The 16,183-nt window shown below is 39.5% G+C and carries 17 protein-coding genes; 11 read left to right on the top strand and 6 right to left on the bottom strand.

Annotation, left to right across the window (positions count from 1 at the left end):
• Window positions 1-101 precede the first annotated feature (101 nt).
• The 7 genes from N6A79_RS05485 (at window position 102) to N6A79_RS05455 (ending at window position 7,388) form a co-directional block, all read left to right on the top strand.
• Window positions 102-893 (top strand): hypothetical protein, encoded by a 792-nt coding sequence (locus N6A79_RS05485; RefSeq protein WP_268547295.1) that lies wholly within the window; start codon window positions 102-104, stop codon window positions 891-893.
• A 216-nt stretch (window positions 894-1,109) separates the two neighbouring features.
• Window positions 1,110-1,733 (top strand): ATP-dependent Clp protease proteolytic subunit, encoded by a 624-nt coding sequence (locus tag N6A79_RS05480; RefSeq protein ID WP_268547294.1) that lies wholly within the window; start codon window positions 1,110-1,112, stop codon window positions 1,731-1,733.
• A 222-nt stretch (window positions 1,734-1,955) separates the two neighbouring features.
• Complete coding sequence (gene clpX, locus N6A79_RS05475; protein ID WP_182419268.1) at window positions 1,956-3,230, top strand: ATP-dependent Clp protease ATP-binding subunit ClpX; 1,275 nt, start codon at window positions 1,956-1,958, stop codon at window positions 3,228-3,230.
• Window positions 3,231-3,454: 224 nt separating this feature from the next.
• Window positions 3,455-4,291 (top strand): cell envelope integrity EipB family protein, encoded by an 837-nt coding sequence (locus N6A79_RS05470; protein ID WP_268547293.1) that lies wholly within the window; start codon window positions 3,455-3,457, stop codon window positions 4,289-4,291.
• Window positions 4,292-4,526: 235 nt separating this feature from the next.
• A complete protein-coding gene (gene rpsB / locus N6A79_RS05465) occupies window positions 4,527-5,297 on the top strand; it encodes a 30S ribosomal protein S2 (RefSeq protein WP_182419266.1) in 771 nt (256 codons plus the stop codon).
• Window positions 5,298-5,410: 113 nt separating this feature from the next.
• On the top strand, window positions 5,411-6,334 hold the full coding sequence (gene tsf / locus N6A79_RS05460; protein WP_268547292.1) for a translation elongation factor Ts: 924 nt from the start codon (window positions 5,411-5,413) through the stop codon (window positions 6,332-6,334).
• A gap of 235 nt (window positions 6,335-6,569) precedes the next feature.
• Window positions 6,570-7,388, top strand: coding sequence for a protein-disulfide reductase DsbD domain-containing protein (locus N6A79_RS05455; RefSeq protein ID WP_268547291.1), 819 nt, complete (start codon window positions 6,570-6,572; stop codon window positions 7,386-7,388).
• A gap of 44 nt (window positions 7,389-7,432) precedes the next feature.
• On the opposite strand, the gene N6A79_RS05450 is transcribed toward N6A79_RS05455, so the two are convergent.
• A complete protein-coding gene (locus N6A79_RS05450) occupies window positions 7,433-8,326 on the bottom strand; it encodes a LysR family transcriptional regulator (RefSeq protein ID WP_268547290.1) in 894 nt (297 codons plus the stop codon).
• 231 nt (window positions 8,327-8,557) lie between these two features.
• On the opposite strand from N6A79_RS05450, the gene N6A79_RS05445 reads away from it, so the two are divergent.
• Genes N6A79_RS05445 through N6A79_RS05430 form a run of 4 tightly spaced genes read left to right on the top strand, consistent with a single transcriptional unit; the run spans window position 8,558 to window position 12,231 of the window.
• Window positions 8,558-9,613 (top strand): PrpF domain-containing protein, encoded by a 1,056-nt coding sequence (locus N6A79_RS05445; RefSeq protein WP_268547289.1) that lies wholly within the window; start codon window positions 8,558-8,560, stop codon window positions 9,611-9,613.
• 59 nt (window positions 9,614-9,672) lie between these two features.
• Window positions 9,673-10,674, top strand: a complete 1,002-nt coding sequence (locus N6A79_RS05440; RefSeq protein ID WP_268547288.1) for an ABC transporter substrate-binding protein — start codon at window positions 9,673-9,675, stop codon at window positions 10,672-10,674.
• Window positions 10,675-10,715: 41 nt separating this feature from the next.
• Window positions 10,716-11,486, top strand: a complete 771-nt coding sequence (locus tag N6A79_RS05435) for an ABC transporter ATP-binding protein (RefSeq protein ID WP_268547548.1) — start codon at window positions 10,716-10,718, stop codon at window positions 11,484-11,486.
• On the top strand, window positions 11,470-12,231 hold the full coding sequence (locus N6A79_RS05430; protein ID WP_268547287.1) for an ABC transporter permease: 762 nt from the start codon (window positions 11,470-11,472) through the stop codon (window positions 12,229-12,231). Before N6A79_RS05435 ends, N6A79_RS05430 begins: the two co-directional genes overlap by 17 nt.
• Window positions 12,232-12,313: 82 nt before the next feature.
• Here N6A79_RS05430 and rnhA read toward each other — a convergent pair whose 3' ends face one another.
• The 5 genes from rnhA to cyoE all read right to left on the bottom strand — a co-directional run bounded on the left by rnhA (window position 12,314) and on the right by cyoE (window position 16,106).
• Window positions 12,314-12,754, bottom strand: coding sequence for a ribonuclease HI (rnhA, locus tag N6A79_RS05425; RefSeq protein ID WP_262080585.1), 441 nt, complete (start codon window positions 12,752-12,754; stop codon window positions 12,314-12,316).
• A gap of 19 nt (window positions 12,755-12,773) precedes the next feature.
• A complete protein-coding gene (locus tag N6A79_RS05420; protein ID WP_268547286.1) occupies window positions 12,774-13,742 on the bottom strand; it encodes a homoserine kinase in 969 nt (322 codons plus the stop codon).
• 18 nt (window positions 13,743-13,760) lie between these two features.
• Entirely contained in the window at window positions 13,761-14,789 is a 1,029-nt protein-coding gene (ispH, locus tag N6A79_RS05415; RefSeq protein WP_182419258.1) for a 4-hydroxy-3-methylbut-2-enyl diphosphate reductase, read from the bottom strand.
• A gap of 220 nt (window positions 14,790-15,009) precedes the next feature.
• Complete coding sequence (locus N6A79_RS05410; protein ID WP_268547285.1) at window positions 15,010-15,159, bottom strand: hypothetical protein; 150 nt, start codon at window positions 15,157-15,159, stop codon at window positions 15,010-15,012.
• Window positions 15,159-16,106: a heme o synthase gene (gene cyoE / locus N6A79_RS05405; RefSeq protein ID WP_442784256.1), complete on the bottom strand. Its 948-nt coding sequence runs from the start codon at window positions 16,104-16,106 to the stop codon at window positions 15,159-15,161. Before cyoE ends, N6A79_RS05410 begins: the two co-directional genes overlap by 1 nt.
• Between the last annotated feature and the right edge of the window lie 77 nt (window positions 16,107-16,183).

Below are 16,183 nucleotides of genomic sequence, written 5' to 3'. Positions count from 1 at the left end.
AATTTATAAAGTAGTCGGGCACAAAAACATTCAATTGCTAGTTTCATGTGCTTTTAAAATACTCTAAAGTGGTGAAATACTACTTTCATCAGGAAATTTTTATGGATATTTGTACCTTCTGGTATGGAGAAAAGCTCCGCTATATTGACCAGCTTTGCCTTGCATCTATGGTGCAAACCGGCCAACATGTGAAATTATATGCACATAACCACGTTGAAGGCGTGCCTGAAGGCGTTGAGCTATGTGATGCTGAACCGATTTTGCCGCTTTCGCTGCTTTATAAGCTTGACCCCAGCTTTCCAAGCTTTAAGCCATCACGCTCTATCGTGCAGTTTTCTGATATTTTCCGTGTCATGTTGATGAAATATCAAAAAGGTGTTTGGCTTGATACAGATATATATTTAGTAAAGCAATTTCATCCAAATCCAAACGAAGTTTGGCTTGCTAGCGATAATGCGCGACGTGTTGGTGTTTCTGCGCTTTATCTTCCGCCCGATAATCCGATTATCGCAGAATTTGAGAACTATATTAATGGAACTAACCTTGTCCCCTCATGGCTAGGCTTTAAAAAACGGGTTTGGCTGCCATTTTTGCTTAAACTAAAAAATGAGCCAGTCCAGCCAAACCATTTAGGTATCACTATTTTTGGCAATGATGGTATATCAAGGCTTGCAAAAAAATATCATTTTTTTGATAAGGCAAAACCTAGAGAAAGTTTTTATTATTGGTCTGGACGAGACGCAGAAAAAATATTTGATCCTGCATTTGGCATTGAGCCAACTCTGAATAAGGATTTTATTGGCTTTCACATTCACAAAAAAGCTAAAACAGAACAACCACCAATTGAAGGTAGTTTTTTTGATTGGGCAATTAAAAGAACTTTACTTTCATAAGTCTATAAAAAAGATAACCGATTGCCGACAACAATCACTTATTTGTTGATAAAAAAACACGTTAACGCAAAACTTATCTTTTTTCACTATTGCGAAAGGGGTGACTAGTACCCTATCTATTTTATTAAACTTATCGCTATTAGTCAGTGATTCGAGATTTTACTAAAATTTGGTCTATTTTTTGTAGATTAAAATTAATTAAATGAAAGCCATATAATGAGTGAATCGATTGAAACTGCAATGAGCCTTGTTCCTATGGTGGTCGAGCAAACCAATCGTGGCGAACGAGCTTATGATATTTTTTCGCGTCTTTTAAAAGAGCGTATTATTTTTATAAATGGCCCTGTTGAAGATTATATGGCACTTACTGTTTGTGCGCAGCTTTTGTTCCTTGAGGCTGAAAATCCTAAAAAGGATATTCACCTTTATATCAATTCACCAGGTGGATTGGTCAGTGCAGGCATGGCAATTTATGATACAATGCAATTTATTCGCCCCAATGTTTCTACCCTTTGCATGGGGCAAGCTGCTTCTATGGGATCGCTACTCTTGACAGCGGGCGCAACCGGTTCTCGTTTTGCGCTGCCAAATGCACGCATTATGGTGCATCAGCCTTCTGGTGGTTTCCAAGGTGCGGCCTCTGACATTCAACGTCATGCGGAAGATCTTATTAAGGCAAAACGTCGCCTTAACGAAATTTACGTAAAACATACTGGGCAAAATTATGAAATGGTTGAAAAGACGCTTGATCGTGACCATTTTATGACAGCACAAGAAGCAAAAGACTTTGGCCTTATTGATGATGTTATTGAAAAACGCGTCATTAATGAAGCTGAATAATCAAATCCTTAACGAGATCCGATCTGATTATCAATTAAAGATTTTTAAAAATGCTTTTTAGGTGTATAATATTTGCTTAATAAATATTTGCATCCAAAACTGGAAATATGACTCAAAGGGGAAAAAGATATCTAGCCTTATTGGACTTAGATATCTTGCTTAGGCAGAATTAAATAACAGATATTATAAACCCGTATAATATCTGTATGAAAGGAAACAGTGATGAGCAAAGTTGGAAACACCGGCGGCGAATCCAAGAATACGCTTTATTGCTCATTTTGCGGAAAAAGCCAGCACGAAGTTCGCAAATTAATTGCTGGGCCAACCGTATTTATCTGTGATGAATGCGTTGAATTGTGCATGGATATTATTCGCGAGGAGAATAAATCTTCCTCTGTGCGCGCAACTGATGGCGTTCCAACCCCTCAAGAAATAATGGTCGTTCTTGATGAATATGTCATTGGTCAATCCTATGCAAAACGCGTCTTAGCAGTAGCAGTGCACAACCACTATAAGCGCCTTGCTCACCAATCCAAGAACTCGGATATTGAGCTTGCAAAATCTAATATTATGCTTGTTGGGCCAACTGGTTGCGGTAAAACCTATCTTGCCCAAACTCTTGCTCGCATTATTGATGTGCCTTTTACAATGGCAGATGCGACAACTTTGACTGAGGCTGGTTATGTTGGTGAAGACGTTGAAAATATTATTCTAAAATTATTGCAATCGGCAGATTACAATGTCGAGCGCGCTCAACGCGGTATTGTCTATATTGATGAAGTGGATAAAATTAGCCGCAAGGCCGATAATCCTTCAATCACCCGCGATGTTTCTGGTGAAGGCGTACAGCAAGCACTCCTAAAAATTATGGAAGGTACTGTTGCATCTGTCCCACCGCAAGGCGGACGCAAACACCCACAACAAGAGTTTTTGCAGGTGGATACAACCAATATTCTATTCATTTGTGGCGGTGCTTTTGCGGGTCTTGACAAGATCATTTCTGAACGCGGCGCAAAAACATCTATCGGTTTTGCAGCCAATGTTTCAGGGCCTGATGATCGCCGGCTTGGTGAAATTTTCCACGAACTTGAGCCAGAAGATTTGCTAAAATTTGGCTTAATTCCTGAATTTATCGGTCGTCTTCCTGTAATTGCAACTTTGGAAGATCTTGATATCGATGCTTTAGTTCGCATCCTATCAGAGCCTAAAAATGCGCTTGTTAAACAATATAAACGCCTTTTTGAAATGGAAGACGTTGAATTGACTTTTCACGATGATGCATTGCGGGCTATTGCTAATAAGGCGATTGAACGTAAAACTGGTGCTCGCGGCTTGCGCTCGATTATGGAAAAAATTCTACTTGATACTATGTTCGAATTACCCACACTGGAAGGTGTGCGCGAAGTCGTTATTTCTGGTGACGTCGTAACTGGTGAAGCTCGACCACTTTATATTTATGCAGACCGCAAGGTAGAAAAAGAAAATGCAACGGCCTGAAAATAGTTATTAAACATCTTTATTTTAGGCAAAAAATTATAAAACCGTATATTGAAAACGCTATAAAGGGTTTATCAATGTACGGTTTTTCTAATTTATAACAAAATTCTACAACATCGGAATTCATTTACCTTTTAGGGATAGTGTCAAGATAATTATATCACCACTTATCGGTTAGATATTATATGGGTAAATGCAGATATTTTCTAATTAGGAGTAGGCCTATGTACCGCTTTATCAGACCAATACTTTTAACAATCGGCTTATACTCATTGGTCCACCCCTCATACAGTTTCGCAACCACTATAGATGAACTTGCTCCCTATCGTGGCGTATATGAATTACAGCTAGATAATGCCAGTGACAAATCTGGAATTACTGGGTTTTCCGGACGTATGGTCTATGAATTTACCGGCAACAAATGCAAAGGCTTTACAACTAAATTTCGCTTTGTCAGCAAAGTGGACTTAAGTGAGTTGCCACAGCGTATGAGTGATCAACAAGTAACTACCATCGAAAGCGGTGATGGCAAAAAATTTAGTTTTAAAAGCAAGAGCTTTACCGACCAAGAGCTAACCAAGGAAGTAGATGGCAGCGCTGAGCTTGAAGAGGACGGCTTGAAAGTTGACATTACAAAACCAGAAGTTGCAAATCATCAATTGAAAAAGGCAATCTTCCCAACTGAACATACTGTCGAAATTATTAATCATGCTTTGAATAAAAATTACATTTTTAATACCAATATCTTCGATGGCTCAGAAGATGCCGATAAAATAACACCTACTAATGTGGTGATTGGCAAAGAGATCGCCGCCCAACCAAATGAAGAGACCAAAATTATGGGTAAATTGGGAGAAGAGCCAACTTGGCCCATCAATATCTCATATTTTGATGATAGTAGTAGTCAAGATGGTCTTCCAACTTACCGCACTAGTTTTTTATTATATAAGAATGGCGTAACGCGCGACCTCATCATGGATTATGGCGATTTTTCCATCAAAGGGAAGCTCATTAAAATCGAATTGCTTGATAAGGGCGATATTGACTGTAGCGCAAAGTAGGAAAATTATTATCGCTTCGATACGTCATATAAGTTACATCTTAATAGTCTATTTCATGAAAAATATGAAATTCGACAACAAATTACTAATGGTAGCTTGCATTTTTGTCTTTAGTCCTATAAAGGCAAGCTATTCCACACACGAGATATGGGCCAAGCTAAGATTACTAGCAGGTCCGCCGGTGGCAGATTTGCCTCATTTCGTGAAGGTATAACCGGAAATTAAGGAAATTAAAATGTCAGTGCCTGATTTTTCAATGCGCCAACTACTTGAAGCTGGTGTTCACTTTGGTCACCAAACACATCGTTGGAACCCAAAGATGGCTCCCTATATCTATGGCGAGCGTAATAATGTTCATATTATCGATCTTTCACAGACTGTACCTATGTTGCACCGCGCTTTGCAGGTGATTTCAGATACAGTTGCTCGTGGTGGTCGCGTTCTTTTCGTTGGTACAAAGCGCCAAGCCTCAGAAATTATTGCTGATGCTGCTGATCGTTCTGCTCAGTATTATGTTAATGCTCGTTGGCTCGGCGGCATGCTCACCAACTGGAAAACTATTTCTAATTCAATTCAGCGTCTTCGTAAATTAGATGAAATTTTGACCAATGAAGGCCAAGGCTTCACCAAGAAGGAACGCCTGAACCTTGAACGTGAGCGTGAAAAATTGGATCGCGCCCTTGGTGGTATTAAGGATATGGGTTCGGTTCCTGACTTAATGTTCATTATTGACACCAATAAAGAAGCAATTGCTATTCAAGAAGCAAAGCGTCTTGGTATTCCAGTTATCGCTGTTGTTGATACCAATTGTGATCCAGACAATATCGACTATCCAATTCCAGGTAACGATGACGCAGCTCGCGCAATTTCGCTTTATTCTGATCTTGTTGCTCGTGCAGCCCTTGATGGCATTGCGCGTCAACATGGCGCAAACGGCATTGACATTGGTGCACAAGTTGAAGCACCAATCGACACAAATGTTGAAGAAGCTGTAGCTTCTAACTAAGACAACAAATGTCAGCCAATTTAGGCTAATATTTGAAATTTAAATTATTAGCGGGCGTGCGTGAGCCGAAAGGTCATCAAGCACGCTTCGTTATTTTTAACAAAGAGGCTAAAATGAGCATTTCCGCATCTCAAGTTAAAGAACTTCGCGAATTAACCGGCGCCGGCATGATGGATTGTAAAGCCGCTCTTGCTGCAACAGATGGCGACATGGAAGCAGCAGTTGATTGGCTTCGTGCTAAGGGTATTGCTAAGGCAGACAAGAAGGCTGGTCGTACTGCAGCTGAAGGTTTGATTGGTATTGCATCAAATGGCAATACTGCTGTTTTGGTTGAAGTAAATTCTGAAACCGATTTCGTTGCACGTAATGATGCATTCCAAGCACTTGTAAATGGTGTAGCGCAAGCAGCCCTTTCAACTGATGGTTCAGTTGAAGCTGTTGCCGATTCAACCTATCCTGGCTCAAGCAAAACTGTTGCTGACACTATTAAGGATTCAATCGCAACCATTGGCGAAAACATGAATTTGCGCCGCGCTGCTAAGCTTTCGGTTGATAAGGGTGTTGTTGCCACCTATATCCATAACGCTGTTGCTGATGGTCTTGGCAAATTGGGTGTTCTCGTTGCTATTGAAACTGATGGCGATGCAACCAAGGCACAAGCAGTTGGCCGTCAGATTGCTATGCATATTGCTGCAACCAATCCACTTGCTTTGACTTCGGACGAAGTTGATGCCGGTGCTATTGAGCGCGAAAAATCAGTATTTTCTGAGCAAGCTCGTCAATCAGGCAAGCCAGAAAACATCATCGAAAAGATGGTTGAAGGCCGTATGCGCAAATTCTTTGAAGAAGTTGTTCTTCTTTCACAAGCTTTTGTTATCAATCCTGACATCACCGTTGAAGCAGCATTAAAAGAAGCAGAAAAAGAAATTGGCGCACCAGTCAAGCTTGTAAGCTATGTTCGCTTTGCTCTTGGTGATGGCATTGAAAAAGAAGAAACTGACTTTGCAGCTGAAGTTGCTGCAGTTGCAAAAAGCTAATTAGCTTTAGCAACCGGTTTTAACTGAATAAACTAATTAAGCGGAATAAGTTTACTACTTGTTCCGCTTATTTTATTGGCACATTGGTAAATATATTTATCAACCAAAATCTATGCTCAACAGAGTATTTTTCGTAAATTCGCCCTATTTTTGTAGTTAGCATTCTATTTAACAAAATAAAAAAGTAGTAAATAACAGCGCCAATACACTTTAAATATATTTAAAAGGCTTTGAAATGGGTAAATTTTGCTATTACAAAAAAGCTATTGCATTACAAATTATTACAGCAATCTGTTATTTTTTTTCATTAACAATTTCACAGGCCCAATCCGTTAATCACACCAAGATGGAAGGCGCCGATATTTCCATTATATTTAACAATGAAGTACTAAATAATGAGCCCCAATGGCGTTATGGGCTTATTGATGTAAAGCTACAGCCTGACTGGAAAACTTACTGGGAAAATTCTGGTAACTCTGGTTTGTCACCCAATTTACAAATAGAAAACGGTATTAAAAATACGTTATTATTTACAGCTCCTCATTTATTACAAGAAGGAAAAGATTGGGCATATATCTACAAAGACCATGCGCAAATTCTTTTCCGTATCGCTGCCAGCGATATTGCAAGCTTTAATTTAAAAGGAAATTTATTAATTGGAATTTGTAATACTATTTGCGTACCGGTTGATGTTCCTTTTATACTTAATAGTAAACCGACTAATAATTTTGTTAGCAAGTTAAAAATTCAGACTGCGTTAAATGCGTTACCGCAACAAGCTAGTGACACATTTTATGTAGAAGAGCCAAAGCTGCATGACAAATATATCGAAGTTGTCTTACACCTACCCCATCAAAGTAAAATTGCTGAATTATTTTTAGCCTCAGATAAGGCACAATTGGGCATTGCAAAACTCATTCAGCAAGAGCCAAATAAAATTATCTTTTCCGCCCCAATATTATCTGGCAAGCTTGATAAAGGGCAAAAAGTCCACTTTATTGCAAATGATGGAAATGGAACAATCTCCGGCTCAGTCAATATTGCTGACCATTAAATTTATAATCACTTATAGATTTTTGATCGCAACATACGAGAATTCTATTTCCATTCATTTATAAGCATATCGTAGAAATGTTGGGCGGCAGGTGATAAAATTGATCCTCGTCTTTTCACTACACCAATCATTCTTGATACTGTAGGATTAACTATCGGCCGTGTTACTAAAAAAGGGTGTTCCCCTTGCGGTGTTGCCATTTGCGGTAGCACTGATATGCCAAGACCAGCTTCCACGAAGCCAAGTGAAGTAGATAGATGTGTAACTTCATAGCGCCAGTTAATTTTTATATTTTCTTTGGCCAACGCTGCGTCTAGCAAAATGCGATTTGCGCTTGAATTATGAACGGTTATCAGCGAATAAGGTTTTAAATCTTCCCACAAAACAACCTCCTTTTTGGCTAAAGGATGATCGCGCTTTACCGCAAGCACAAATTTATCTTCCATGAGCGGCTCAAATGCTAATTCGCTATCTATCCCACTTATAATATTAATACCAAACTCAACCTCCCCTCGATTCACCGCTTGAAGGCCATCAGTTGCTGTCAAATCAAGGATACGAAAACGTATTTCAGGATATTGCAAACTAAAGCGGCTAATTATACGCGGTAAAAAATAAAATGCAGCAGTTGGCAAGCAGGCAATTGTTACTAAGCCAGTAGCTTTTACCCCTTTATCGCGAGCAGCGAATAAAGAACCATCGAACTCCTCAATTAAGCGGCGGACCAAGGGTAATAATTCATTGCCCAATGCGGTCGGACCAACATGGCGCGTTGTCCGCTCTAATAGCGGTGCACCAATTATTTCCTCAAGTTTTTGCATACGTCGGCTTAGTGCTGGTTGCGATATATGCAAAACCTCCGCCGCACGGTTAAAGCTGGTAAGCTCGACAATTGTTAAAAACGCTCTAAGATCTAAGATTTCGCAATTTATGCTCATTGATTATTAATTACCCCATAAAATTGCATTTTTCAAATCAATCGAAATGTGTATTATAAATTAATAGTTAGAATTAATGCAAGATAAACATATCTGGAAAGGTAAGTTGATTATACGACTAATTCATAACTTGAGGAGTTCCCAATTTAATTGGGAGTTTATCTGTCCGTCGAATTTTTAGGGGCTTATCTCTGGGCAATGCTGACTTCATTTATGTTGTGGGAGCGATTCATGAATGATCTTAAATATATACCTTGTGTTATTATGCGTGGTGGTACATCACGCGGACCATTCTTTCTAGCGTCAGACCTTCCAAAACAAGTTAGCCAACGCGATAATATCTTATTATCAATTATGGGAGCAGGACATCCGTTGCAAATTGATGGTATTGGCGGTGGAAACCCAGTTACCAATAAGGTTGCTATAGTAGGCCCAGCAACAGTGCCTAATGCAGATGTCGATTACTTATTTGCCCAAATACGTAATCTAGAAGGCATTGTCGACACAAGCCCTAATTGCGGAAATATGTTATCTGCTGTTGGTCCTTTTGCAATTGAAGCAGGGCTAGTTTACCCAACAGAGCCTATAACTTTCGTAAAGATCCATAATATTAATACAGGTGAAATCATTGAAGCAGAAGTACCGGTTGTTGGCAATGCTGTTTGTTATAATGGTACAAGCGCGATAGATGGAGTACCAGGAACAGGGGCAGGTATTTACCTTAACTTTCTAAACTCTGCTAATGGCGATTTTACAAGCCTATTTCCAACTGAAAAGACAATAGAAGTAATTAATGGCATCGCTGTTACATGCATTAATAGTGCCATACCACTTGTGCTTATCGATCCAGCCCCCTTAAACGTTACAGCGCATGAAACCGCTCAAGAGTTAAACGCGAATAAGCATTTAATAGATCAGATTGCTGCAATCAGACAAGAAGCAGGTCTAAAAATGGGGCTAGGAGATGTACGAAATAAAGTAATTCCCAAACCTGTTTTATTGAGTACTAGCAAAAAAAAATCTACGATTAATGCCCGCTATTTCATGCCAGACGAATGCCACCCAAGCCTAGCTACAACCGGCGCTGTTGGCATTGCAGTAGCAACCACAATCGAAAACACATTGGCAAGCCAGCTTTCTGGAAAGCAAAACACACCTACTGATATTATCATCGATCATCCCTCAGGAAGTCTTTCCTTAACAATTAGAAATAGAGATGGAAGAAATATAGTCAGTCTTTTAAGAACCACACGCAGGATTTTTCAAGGTGCTGCTTTATTAAAGTAGCAAAGTGATAAAAATACAAAATAACAAATTTTGAGCAATGATATAGTTGGAGGACAAAGATGCTTAAAAAGATATTAATCACTGTTTTTACGTTACTATTTATAAATATAGCAGCTGCAGAAAAAGTAAGGATAAGTGTAGGATCCTTCAATCTTAATAACTTACCCTTCCCTGTGGCGGTTGGATTGGGCCTATATGAAAAACACGGTCTAGATGTAACGGTTGAAAATTTTGCCTCTGGCGGATCAAAAACCTTACAAGCATTGGTAGCAGGTTCTACAGATATTGCAGTTGGATTTTATGATCATACGATCCAAATGCAAGCACAAAATAAGCATGTTGTGGCCTTTGTTCAATTGGCACGAAATTCTGGGCTAGTAATGGCAGCAGGAAACAACTCAAAGTTTGATCCGCAAGACCCTTCAACCATTAAAGGTTCAAAAGTTGGCATTACCGCGCCAGGATCATCATCTGACTTTTTCATTCGTTTTTATCTAAAACGCCATGGGCTCAGCGATAAGGATGTTTCAATTATTGGTGTTGGCTCAGGATCAGCTGCCGTTGCTGCATTGGAGCAAGAAAAAATCGATATTCTTGTCAATTACGATCCTGCTGCAACCTTTTTAATTGCCAAGGGAGTTGGGCGCATTGTTATTGATGGTAGGCAAGATCAAGGCGCAATTGACATCTATGGGGGAATTTATCCAACATCGGTCCTTTATGCATTACAGGATTATATCACAAAAAATCCTCAAACCATCCAAAAAGTAACGGATGCAACAGTTGAAGCCTTGGCTTGGATGCATGATCACACAGCAAGTGAAATCGTTGATGCAATGCCTAAGGACTTCGTTGCTGGAGACAGAGACACTTTTATTAAAGCTATTGAAAATGCTCGGCCAATTTTTTCGACCGACGGTTTAATAAATCCAACAGATATTAAAATACCATTAGATGTTTTAAAAACATTTAACCCACGTGTCTCACAAATCAACATAGATCTTTCTAAAACCTATACCGATGAATTCGTGATTAAGGCATTAGAAAGGAGTAAAAAATGAATTCCGCAACCGAGTTATCGCAAACAATACCCACAAATACAATGGTGGATATAAATGAAGTAACTATGGCCTTTGGAGATTTTGTTGCGGTTCAAAATGTCAACTTATGTGTTAAAGACGGTGAATTTCTCGCAATTGTTGGGCCAACTGGTTGCGGAAAGAGTACAATCCTAAATGCTATTGCAGGCCTGCTAAAAGCTGCTAAAGGATCGGTACACATTGATAATAAAGAGGTTAAAGGGGTACAGAATGAAATTGGTTACCTTTTCCAGCAAGATGCACTTTTACCTTGGAAAACCGCTTATGAAAACACTGAGCTCGGCCTACTTTTTCGTAAAGTCCCGAAGAATGAGCGGCATGACAAGACTATGCAATGGCTAGCTAAGGTAGGCCTTAAAGGATTTGAACATCGTTATCCGCACCAATTATCAGGAGGGCAACGCAAACGTGTTCAAATGGCACAAGTCTTGATCACTGATCCCAAAGTTATTCTAATGGATGAGCCATTCTCTGCCTTAGACATTCATACCCGCCATCTAATGCAGAATGAGCTTTTAAGACTTTGGCAAGAAAAACAACGTGCAGTGATTTTGATAACCCATGACCTAGAGGAAGCTATAGCGCTAGGTGATAGAGTTGTTATTTTATCAGCAGGCCCAAGAAGCAATATCATTAATAGTTTCGACATTGACTTAGATCGGCCGCGAAATGTTTCAGAAGTAAAACTCGATTCGCGTTTTATGGAATTATATAGAAAAATTTGGCTATCCTTGCGCAACGAAGTGGAGAAAAGTTATGAACGTCATGACTGAACGACTTATTCAGTTAACCATTATCATTGTCATCATTGGTGGATGGGAGCTAGGTATAGCGTTAGGCTTTATAGATATTTTCTTTTTCCCTGCCCCTCAAGATGTTTTAAAACAAATAGTCAATTGGTTAACTGATACAGATTTTTATAAACATGTTTCAATCACTTTAACCGAAACAGTTTTGGGCTATTTAATCGGTACAGGGTTAGGTGTTGCTGCAGGTGTTTGGCTTGGATTAAGCAATAATGCCGCACGCATTTTAGACCCATTTATTAAAGCATTGAATGCAATACCCCGCGTTGTATTAGCACCTATTTTTGTTTTATGGCTCGGCTTGGGTCTATGGTCAAAAGTTGCGCTTGCCGTTACCTTGGTGTTTTTTATAACCTTTTTTAACGCGATGCAAGGTGTACGCGAAGTAAATAATATTGTATTGGCAAATGCAAAAATATTAGGAGCAAACCGTTTAGAGTTATTGCGCCACGTCTATTTTCCAGCTGCGGCGAGTTGGATTCTTTCATCTCTTCGCACTTCGGTAGGCTTTGCGGTTGTTGGTGCAATCATTGGTGAATACCTAGGATCATCGGCAGGATTAGGCTATTTAATCGCTCAATCTGAAGGCAATTTTGATGCGGTAGGTGTATTTGCTGGAATTATTATTCTTGGTGTTTTCGTTCTTGTTATCGATATGCTTCTCGACATTGTAGAAAACAAATTGATAAAATGGCGCCCTAAAAAAGCATAATCTATAATGGATAGGCAGTTTAAAAAGCAACATCTCCCTTAATAATATTGCTCTAAAACCCAAATTGCCTATTTCATTAACACTATCCAGCTTTAATTTCGGCAACGCCCTTACGCGCTAAACTATCAACACGCTCATTTTCTGTATGTCCAGCATGCCCTTTAACCCAATGCCAAACAACATCATGGCGTTTACGAGCCACGTCAAGTGCTTGCCAAAGATCCATATTTTTAACCGGCTTTTTGGCTGCCGTTTGCCAACCATTACGCTTCCAACCTTCAATCCATTTTGAAATGCCATCACGTACATAAACTGAATCAGTATACAGATCGACTTTACATGGTTCTTTCAGCGCATTTAACGCTTCAACAGCTGCCATAATTTCCATACGATTATTAGTGGTATCTTTTTCACCGCCAAATAATTCGCGCTCATGACCATTATATTGCAAAAGCGCACCCCAACCACCAGGGCCGGGATTACCTGAACATGCACCATCAGTATAAATTACTATCTGTTTCATCATCTACTATTGTCAGCTATCAACAGTTGGGTAGACCAAGCTCGCTACTACGCGCTATCTGTCTAAAAAAGCGTAGTTTACGCAAATATTCGATTGGATTTTTTTTAACTACAAACCCGCTATCATCAATAAAGAACCAATCATAGGCGCGAGTTAAAAAGAAGCGCAATGCGGCACCGCGTGCTAAAATAGGCAATAAATCTCGCTCACGATCAGAAAGCTGACGCTGCGTAGCATAATGAGATAGAAGGGCACTCCCCTTGGTCAAATTATACGATAAATCCGCTTCAAAGCACCATGCATTTAAGCAAATCGCCAAATCATAGGCAAAGGCATCATTACAAGCAAAATAAAAATCAATTATGCCGGATAAATCACCATCAAGGAAAAACACATTATCATTAAATAAATCAGCGTGAATCACGCCAGATGGCAAATCACTAGGCCAATTTTTTTCAAGAAAAACTAATTCATTATCTATTTCTTTTTCAAGATCTGGAGCCATATCATTTGCGCGATAACGCACATCACTCCACAATTGACGCCAACCATCGATTGAAAGGCTATTTTTTCGTTTAATGGGAAAATCAGAGCCCGCAACATGTAAACTAGCAAGAGCAGCTCCCACTTTACCACAATGAAAAGCTGTAGGCTTCCTAACCCACATCCCCTCAAGAAAACTAATAAGCGCGGCTGGTTTTCCAGCTAATCGACTTACCATCTCGCCATCTTTACGAAGGATAGGTTGCGGGCAAAGAATGCCTTTTTGAGCAAGATGTTGTGTTAGCCCAAGAAAAAACGGCAAATCACGCTCATCTACGCGCTTTTCATAAATAGTAAGAATAAAGTTACCAACTTTTGTGCGTAACAAGAAATTAGAATTTTCAACGCCTTCAGCAATGCCCTTATATGAAAGAAGCGTTCCAACGTCATATTCGTTTAAAAAGCCTGCAAGCTGCTCTTCACTAATATCGGTATAAACAGCCATTGCCGATTACCTTTCTTGTTAGGCTAATTCATTAAGCGCGGAATCACTTTCTACGCCATTCACAAAAGCCATATCATCATTGGTTAGAATAACATCACGCAATTCGCGATTTACTAAGAAATTTTCAAGCTCTTGCGTTGTTTCAGCAAGCTCAATACTCATCTCATAGCGTTCACGAAAAGCTTCTATAATTTCTGAAACAATGATTTCAGGTGCAGAAGCTCCCGCAGATAAACTAACCACCCCTAAAGAACCCAAATTCAACCAATCAATTTCAGAAGCACGTTGTACCAAAATAGATTTTTTAGCCCCTGCTCTTTCTGCAACCTCGACAAGGCGACGTGAATTTGATGAGTTGGGAGCTCCAACAATCAAGAACAAATCGCTACCTGGTGCAGCTGCTTTAACTGCGTCCTGTCGATTGGTTGTTGCATAGCAAATAGATTCAGCTGCCGCTGCCTGCATTTGTGGAAAACGTTGGTAGAGCACCTCAATAATGCCAGCTGTATCTTCAACCGATAAGGTCGTTTGCGTAACAAAGCCAAGATTTTCAGGATCAAGCGGCTGGTAAGTTTGCGCATCCTCAATAGTTTCAATAAGGCTTACCGCCCCTTCATCTAATTGGCCCATGGTGCCAATTACTTCTGGATGCCCAGCATGTCCAATCAAAATTACATGTCGTCCGTGCTTGCGATGTCTAATCGCCTGCTTATGCACTTTTGATACCAAGGGACAGGTAGCATCAAGGTAAAAAAGATTTTTAGCCGTTGCATCTGCCGGTACTGACTTTGGTACTCCATGCGCCGAGAAAACGACAGGCCGATCACGAAGATCTGCTGGAATTTCATCTAGCTCTTCAATAAACACCGCACCGCGAGCAATTAAACCTTCAACTACGTAACCATTATGAACGATTTCATGACGTACAAACACAGGCGCGCCATATTTTTTTAAGGCTGCAACCACAATCTGAATAGCTCTATCAACGCCTGCACAAAATCCACGCGGTCCGCACAGGCGTATAGTTAGGGGGGATTTGGTGGCCATAAAATTCTGTTCCTCTGTCAAAGAAATAAAATGCATAGGTTATTCAGAACCTTAAAACACATCGGCAATCAAAGTAATATTTGAAACTAGCAGATCCATCGCTTTTAAAATATCAATATCATATATAGCGGCTAACTCTTATATAATCTAGCCAGAAAATTATAGCGAAAATATTTTTTGACCAAGCGTTTAAACAACACTTAAAAAAGAAAGCCTAAATTTACCCACCAAATTTTGCATAAGTCGCAATGTAAATTAATAAAGCTAATAGCAAAACCCCCACCATGATACCTAAAGCACGGCTTTTTCTTGCAGCTTTTTGTTCTTTTGTAAGGGTTAAGTAAGCTTGTTTATCAGATGACTTAACCATTAGTTATATCCCCAAATTGCAAGTGCTTTAATGGCAAGATTTTCAAGCAAAAGAACAGCAAAAACACCGGTTAAATAAAATAGTGAAAAGAAAAATAGTCGTTTTGCAGCAGGGATAGTTTCATCTCGTGTACTCGTCTTCCATAACTGGATGGCACGAATAATAAAAATAACACCCAAAACAGTAGAAATACTGCCAAATACAATTCCCGCAAAGCCTAAAACATAAGGCAAAACGCCGATTAATGCCATTAAAATTGCATATACCAAAATTTGGTTTTTTGTCGAACGCTCGCCCTTAACATTTGGCATCATCGGAATATGCGCAGCTTCATAATCAGTTGTGCTAAACAAGGAAAGAGCCCAAAAATGCGGTGGTGTCCACATAAAAATAATTAAAAATAAAACAATGCTATCAAGACTAATTGTACCTGTAACCGCAGCCCAACCAATCATTGGGGGAAAAGCACCAGATGCTCCACCTATAACGATATTTTGCGGAGTTGAACGCTTTAGCCAAATTGTATAAATGACCGCATAGAAAAAAATTGTAAAGGCCAAAAATAGCGCTGAAAACCAATTAATAAAAACACCCATCACGCCAACAGAAAAAGCAGCCAAAACCAAACCAAATATTAATACTTGGTTGCGGCTTATTTTACCCGATGGAATAGGTCTAGATTGAGTACGTTTCATCACAGCATCAATATCAGAATCGTACCACATATTTAATGCACCTGACGCACCACCACCGACAGCAATGCATAAAATAGCAAGAAACCCCAAAATAGGGTTAATTGTTCCAGGTGCAACCACAAGGCCTACAAAGGCAGTAAAAACTACCAAGGACATAACGCGAAGTTTTAACAACGTGATATAATCGCGGCTTTCCGCCATGGAAACATAAGCCATTTCAGGTGTTTGATTGATTTGATTAGGTATTGACATTAACGTACCCATCGAGCATTTGCTCAAATTAGTTAAACTTTGCAGCAGTAGATTGAAAATTGATACCATATCATCTC

It is taken from the genome of Bartonella sp. HY761 (assembly GCF_026743145.1).
Lineage (GTDB): Bacteria > Pseudomonadota > Alphaproteobacteria > Rhizobiales > Rhizobiaceae > HY038.
This window is presented reverse-complemented; position numbering and strand designations above follow the sequence as displayed.

Excerpts from the sequence above, each read along its gene's own strand:
- N6A79_RS05485 (WP_268547295.1), top strand. The coding sequence starts at position 102 with ATGGATATTTGTACCTTCTGGTATGGAGAAAAGCTCCGCTATATTGAC.
- N6A79_RS05480 (WP_268547294.1), top strand. The coding sequence starts at position 1,110 with ATGAGTGAATCGATTGAAACTGCAATGAGCCTTGTTCCTATGGTGGTC.
- clpX (WP_182419268.1), top strand. The coding sequence starts at position 1,956 with ATGAGCAAAGTTGGAAACACCGGCGGCGAATCCAAGAATACGCTTTAT.
- N6A79_RS05470 (WP_268547293.1), top strand. The coding sequence starts at position 3,455 with ATGTACCGCTTTATCAGACCAATACTTTTAACAATCGGCTTATACTCA.
- rpsB (WP_182419266.1), top strand. The coding sequence starts at position 4,527 with ATGTCAGTGCCTGATTTTTCAATGCGCCAACTACTTGAAGCTGGTGTT.
- tsf (WP_268547292.1), top strand. The coding sequence starts at position 5,411 with ATGAGCATTTCCGCATCTCAAGTTAAAGAACTTCGCGAATTAACCGGC.
- N6A79_RS05455 (WP_268547291.1), top strand. The coding sequence starts at position 6,570 with ATGGGTAAATTTTGCTATTACAAAAAAGCTATTGCATTACAAATTATT.
- N6A79_RS05450 (WP_268547290.1), bottom strand. The coding sequence starts at position 8,326 with ATGAGCATAAATTGCGAAATCTTAGATCTTAGAGCGTTTTTAACAATT.
- N6A79_RS05445 (WP_268547289.1), top strand. The coding sequence starts at position 8,558 with ATGAATGATCTTAAATATATACCTTGTGTTATTATGCGTGGTGGTACA.
- N6A79_RS05440 (WP_268547288.1), top strand. The coding sequence starts at position 9,673 with ATGCTTAAAAAGATATTAATCACTGTTTTTACGTTACTATTTATAAAT.
- N6A79_RS05435 (WP_268547548.1), top strand. The coding sequence starts at position 10,716 with ATGGTGGATATAAATGAAGTAACTATGGCCTTTGGAGATTTTGTTGCG.
- N6A79_RS05430 (WP_268547287.1), top strand. The coding sequence starts at position 11,470 with ATGAACGTCATGACTGAACGACTTATTCAGTTAACCATTATCATTGTC.
- rnhA (WP_262080585.1), bottom strand. The coding sequence starts at position 12,754 with ATGAAACAGATAGTAATTTATACTGATGGTGCATGTTCAGGTAATCCC.
- N6A79_RS05420 (WP_268547286.1), bottom strand. The coding sequence starts at position 13,742 with ATGGCTGTTTATACCGATATTAGTGAAGAGCAGCTTGCAGGCTTTTTA.
- ispH (WP_182419258.1), bottom strand. The coding sequence starts at position 14,789 with ATGGCCACCAAATCCCCCCTAACTATACGCCTGTGCGGACCGCGTGGA.
- N6A79_RS05410 (WP_268547285.1), bottom strand. The coding sequence starts at position 15,159 with ATGGTTAAGTCATCTGATAAACAAGCTTACTTAACCCTTACAAAAGAA.
- cyoE (WP_442784256.1), bottom strand. The coding sequence starts at position 16,106 with ATGTCAATACCTAATCAAATCAATCAAACACCTGAAATGGCTTATGTT.